The sequence below is a fragment of the Burkholderia sp. genome (assembly GCF_018375725.1).
Lineage (GTDB): Bacteria > Pseudomonadota > Gammaproteobacteria > Burkholderiales > Burkholderiaceae > Burkholderia.
Genome location: NZ_JAHACR010000317.1, coordinates 1 through 4,604 on the forward strand (window position 1 = coordinate 1; position 4,604 = coordinate 4,604).

Here is a 4,604-nt window from a genome sequence, read left to right on the forward strand (position 1 = left end):
ATCTTCTCCTGCAAAGCCTTTTTATAGTATTGCGCCTGCTCCCCAGAAAACGCCTTATCCACGTAGGCTGCGAATTCGTACTCGTTTTTCAATCGGACGTCCGGGCCGAACTGCTGCATCCCATATCGCTCGAACAGCCTTTCAGAATGAGGCGACAACTGCCGCATCAACTCGTTATTCGCGTCGAGCAGCCGCTCGGTCGCCTGGTTGGCGGCGCCGACCTGCGCGATTGCGACGTTCGACAGATCGTCGACGCCGTGGCGTGTCGACGTCAGCGACCAGAAGCCGAGCGCCTCGACGGCGAGCAGAAAGAGGAAAAACACGGTCAACACGCCGAGCAGACCCGACGCGAGCTTGATTTTGCTGAACATGGGGATTCCAGAGACACCGACAATGCGGCAACGCTCCGGCGTTAGCGGCATTTCGCGGCAAGACTTTAGGCATTCCGGCGAATCTTGTGCAAATGAGCATGAATGATCGCGTCCGACACAATGATTGCGTCACGGAACGCCATAAACCGCAAGAAATGCGGGCGGAATTTCCTTGCTTATCCGCGGCCCCCTTCCTAGAGTTCAGCGCAAGCGGCCACTCATTGCGGGAGAAATCGATGACTGACATCGTGGATCACGCCCGCGGCGCATTGCGGGCGCAACCGTTCAGCGTGCTGCTCGGCACGGAACTGATGCAAATCGGCGAAAACGAAGTGTCGCTGTGCCTGCCGGTGCGCGACGAGTTGCGTCAGCAGCACGGCTACGTGCACGGTGGCGTCATCAGCTATCTGGCCGACAACGCGCTGACGTTCGCCGGCGCACTCGCGCTCGGGCCACGTGTGATCACGGCCGAATACAAGATCAACTATCTGCGGCCGGCGGTGAACGGCACGCTCGTCGCGCGCGCGAAGATCGTCTATGCCGGGCGGCAGCAGGCGACCTGCCAATGTCATGTGTTCGTCATCGACGGCGATCACGAGCGTCTCGTCGCGATCGCGCAGGGCACGATCAATCGGGTCGGCGATGGCAAGGTGCCTGGCGCGCCTGAGGAAACCGCCTGACCTGACCGTCAGTCCGCGCCGTTTTCGTCGCCCGCCAGCGGCGAGAAGCGCGGTGCGACACGCGCACGCACAGCACCTTGCGCATCGGTGCCGTAGATTCCGCGCGCCACGTTGTGCGGGTGGCGCGCCGCGTCGGCGACGCTCAGCACCGGCGCAAAGCACGCGTCGGTTCCCTCCAGCAGCGTGCGCCAGTGTGCGGACGGCTGCTGCGCGAATACCGCCGCGAAACGCGCCTTCAGCGCCGGCCAGCGCGCGCGGTCGTATTGCGACGCCGGATCGACGCCGCTGAGCCCGAGCCGCTCGATCAGCTGCGTGTAGAACGGCGGCTCCAGCGCGCCGATCGTCACGTATTCGCCGTCCGCGCAACGGTAGGCGTCGTAGAACGGCGCGTCGTGAAACAGGCTGGGCTGCACGCCGTCGAGCTGGCCGTTCGCCCGCGCCCACATCGCGAGCATGCCGAGCATCGCGACGATGTCGACGATCGCGCCGTCCACCACGCGCCCCGGGCCGCCCCCACGCACGTCGAACAGCGCGCAGACGATGCCGAACGCGAGGCCGAGCGCGCCGCCCGCGTCCCCGACGACAGTCGGCGGCAGGCCCGGCTTCTCGCCGCGCGACGCGGCGAGCGACAGGATGCCCGTCAGCGCGACGTAGTTCAGGTCATGTCCGGCGCTTGCCGCGAGCGGCCCGTATTGGCCCCACCCGGTCATCCGGCCATAGACGAGCCGGGGCGCGTGGCGCGCGCAGTCGTCCGGCCCGAGTCCGAGACGCTCCATCACGCCGGGCCGGTTGCCTTCGATCAGCGCGTCGGCCTGCGCGACGAGCGCGAGCGCCTCGTCGCGCGCGGCCGGCGATTTCAGGTCGAGCGTGACGATCGACTTGCCTTCGCGCAACAGGTCACCGTCGCCGCCCCGCAGTGCGTCCGGAGCGCTCGTGCGGCCGGGCGGCCGCGCAATCAGCGTGACCTGCGCGCCCATTCCGGCCAGCATCCAGCCCGCGAGCGGGCCCGGGCCGAGCCCTTCGAATTCGACGATGCGAACGCCCGCCAACGGTGCATTGAGCGACATCCGGTTCTCCTGTCCGACATGCCGGCGCGACATGCCTGCCTTTTCCGTGCCGGTCGATCACGGTCCGTGCGCGTCACGGATCAGAACGCATCCCCCGGCACGCGCACCCAGCCTTCCATCAGCACGCGCGCGCTGCGGCTCATGATCGCCTTCGTCACCGTCCACTCGCCGTTGTCCTGCTGGGCCTGGGCGCCGACGCGCAGCGTGCCCGACGGATGCCCGAAGCGCACCGCATGGCGCTCGCCGCCGCCCGCCGCCAGATTGACGAGCGTGCCCGGAATCGCCGCCGCCGTGCCGATCGCGACCGCCGCGGTGCCCATCATCGCGTGATGCAGCTTGCCCATCGACAGCGCGCGCACCAGCAGATCGACGTCGTCCGCCGCGACCCGCTTGCCGCTCGACGCGACATAGTCGGCCGGTTTCGCGACGAACGCGATCTTCGGCGTATGCTGCCGCGTCGCGATCTCGTCGAGCGTGTCGATCAGGCCCATGCGCAGCGCGCCGTGCGCGCGGATCGTCTCGAACATCGCGAGCGCGTTGGCGTCGCCGTTGATCGCGTCCTGAAGCTCGGTGCCCTTGTAGCCGATCGCCTCGGCATCGACGAAGATCGTCGGGATGCCCGCATTGATCATCGTCGCCCGCAGCGTGCCGACGCCCGGCACCGCGAGATCGTCGACGAGATGGCCGGTCGGGAACATCGAGCCGCCCGCGCCTTCCTCTTCCGCCGCCGGATCCATGAATTCGAGCTGCACCTCCGCCGCCGGGAAGGTGACGCCATCCAGTTCGAAGTCGCCAGTTTCCTGCACAGCGCCGTTCGTCATCGGCACATGCGCGACGATCGTCTTGCCGATGTTCGCCTGCCAGATCCGCACGGTCGCGATGCCGTCGCGCGGCACGCGCGCGGGATCGACCAGACCGCCGCTGATCGCGAACGGGCCGACCGCCGCCGACAGGTTGCCGCAGTTGCCGGTCCAGTCGACGAACGCCTTGTCGATCGACACCTGGCCGAACAGGTAGTCGACGTCGTGGCCCGGCCGTGTGCTCTTCGACACGATCACCGTCTTGCTGGTGCTCGACGTCGCGCCGCCCATCCCGTCGATCTGCTTGCCGTACGGATCGGGGCTGCCGATCACGCGCAGCAGCAGCGCGTCGCGCGCGGCGCCGGGCGTCTGCGCGGCCTCGGGCAGATCCTGCAGGCGGAAGAACACGCCCTTGCTGGTGCCGCCCCGCATGTAGGTCGCGGGAATCCTGATTTGAGGGATGTGAGCCATCTTTGTCCTGAGCTGATGTAACCCGGGCCGGTTTCCGCGGCAAACGCCCACGCGTCGCCATGAAGACAGACCTGGCGTCCGGCCGCCTGCACGGCGGACGAACCGGTCAGGCGATGCGTCGCCGCACCGCCCGCCTGTCGCGCGGCGGCGCCGTCAGGCCGCCGCCTGCGACGATTCGAGGAAGTCCTGCGCGAAGCGCTGCAGCACGCCGCCGGCCTCGTAGATCGACACCTCCTCGGCCGTATCGAGCCGGCACGTGACCGGCACGTCGACGCGCTCGCCGTTCCTGCGATGAATCACGAGCGTCAGGTCGGCGCGCGGCTTGCGCTCGCCGGTGACGTCGAACGTTTCCGTACCGTCGATGCCGAGCGTCGTGCGGTTCGTGCCCGGCTTGAACTCGAGCGGCAGCACGCCCATGCCGATCAGGTTCGTGCGGTGAATCCGCTCGAAGCCCTCCGCGACGATCGCCTCGACGCCCGCCAGCCGCACGCCCTTCGCCGCCCAGTCGCGCGACGAGCCTTGCCCGTAATCCGCGCCGGCGATGACGATCAGCGGCTGCTTGCGATTCATGTACGTCTCGATCGCTTCCCACATCCGCACCACGTTGCCGTCCGGCTCGACCCGCGCGAGCGAGCCCTTCTTCAGCGCGCCGTCCACGACCGCCATTTCGTTGATCAGCGTCGGGTTCGCGAACGTCGCGCGCTGGGCGGTCAGGTGATCGCCGCGATGCGTCGCGTACGAGTTGAAGTCCTCTTCCGGCAGGCCCATCTTCGCGAGATATTCGCCCGCGGCGCTGTCCGGCAGGATCGCGTTCGACGGCGACAGGTGGTCGGTCGTGATGTTGTCGCCGAGCACCGCGAGCGGACGCATGCCCTTCAATGTGCGCTCGCCGGCCAGCGCGCCCTCCCAGTACGGCGGACGGCGGATGTAGGTGCTTTGCGGCCGCCAGTCGTACAGCGGCGCGGCACGCTCGCCCGTCTCGGCCGCGCGCGCGAACATCGGCTCGTACACCGCGCGGAACTGCGCCGGCTTCACGCTCGACGCGACGATCGCATCAATCTCCTCGTCGGTCGGCCAGATGTCCTTCAGCCTGACCGGCTGGCCATCCTTGTCGAGGCCGAGCACGTCCTGCTCGATGTCGAAACGCACCGTGCCGGCGATCGCATAGGCGACGACGAGCGGCGGCGACGCGAGGAACGCCTGCTTCGCATACGG

Annotated in this window: 4 protein-coding genes and 1 pseudogene; 1 reads left to right on the forward strand and 4 read right to left on the reverse strand. The window is 67.9% G+C overall.

Translation table 11 applies throughout. The features are described 5' to 3' along the window. Positions 1-371: Tar ligand binding domain-containing protein (locus KH616_RS21675; protein WP_292250677.1), on the reverse strand; the 371-nt coding region annotated here is incomplete at its 3' end. Between the two features lie 236 nt (positions 372-607). On the opposite strand from KH616_RS21675, the gene KH616_RS21680 reads away from it, so the two are divergent. Beyond that, the gene (locus KH616_RS21680; protein WP_292250671.1) at positions 608-1,051 is read left to right on the forward strand and encodes a PaaI family thioesterase; all 444 of its coding nucleotides are present in this window, start codon (positions 608-610) and stop codon (positions 1,049-1,051) included. Positions 1,052-1,059: 8 nt separating this feature from the next. Here KH616_RS21680 and KH616_RS21685 read toward each other — a convergent pair whose 3' ends face one another. From KH616_RS21685 to KH616_RS21695, 3 genes and pseudogenes are all read right to left on the reverse strand, one after another. After that, positions 1,060-2,118 (reverse strand): CaiB/BaiF CoA-transferase family protein, encoded by a 1,059-nt coding sequence (locus tag KH616_RS21685; protein WP_292250673.1) that lies wholly within the window; start codon positions 2,116-2,118, stop codon positions 1,060-1,062. Between the two features lie 80 nt (positions 2,119-2,198). Beyond that, entirely contained in the window at positions 2,199-3,389 is a 1,191-nt protein-coding gene (gene prpF, locus KH616_RS21690; RefSeq protein WP_292250675.1) for a 2-methylaconitate cis-trans isomerase PrpF, read from the reverse strand. 153 nt (positions 3,390-3,542) lie between these two features. Further along, positions 3,543-4,604, reverse strand: a pseudogene (locus tag KH616_RS21695) (Fe/S-dependent 2-methylisocitrate dehydratase AcnD); the annotation flags it as partial.

Bases quoted from the DNA above. Each gene is read 5' to 3' on its own strand.
- KH616_RS21685 (WP_292250673.1), bottom strand. From the start codon at position 2,118: ATGTCGCTCAATGCACCGTTGGCGGGCGTTCGCATCGTCGAATTCGAA.
- KH616_RS21680 (WP_292250671.1), top strand. From the start codon at position 608: ATGACTGACATCGTGGATCACGCCCGCGGCGCATTGCGGGCGCAACCG.
- prpF (WP_292250675.1), bottom strand. From the start codon at position 3,389: ATGGCTCACATCCCTCAAATCAGGATTCCCGCGACCTACATGCGGGGC.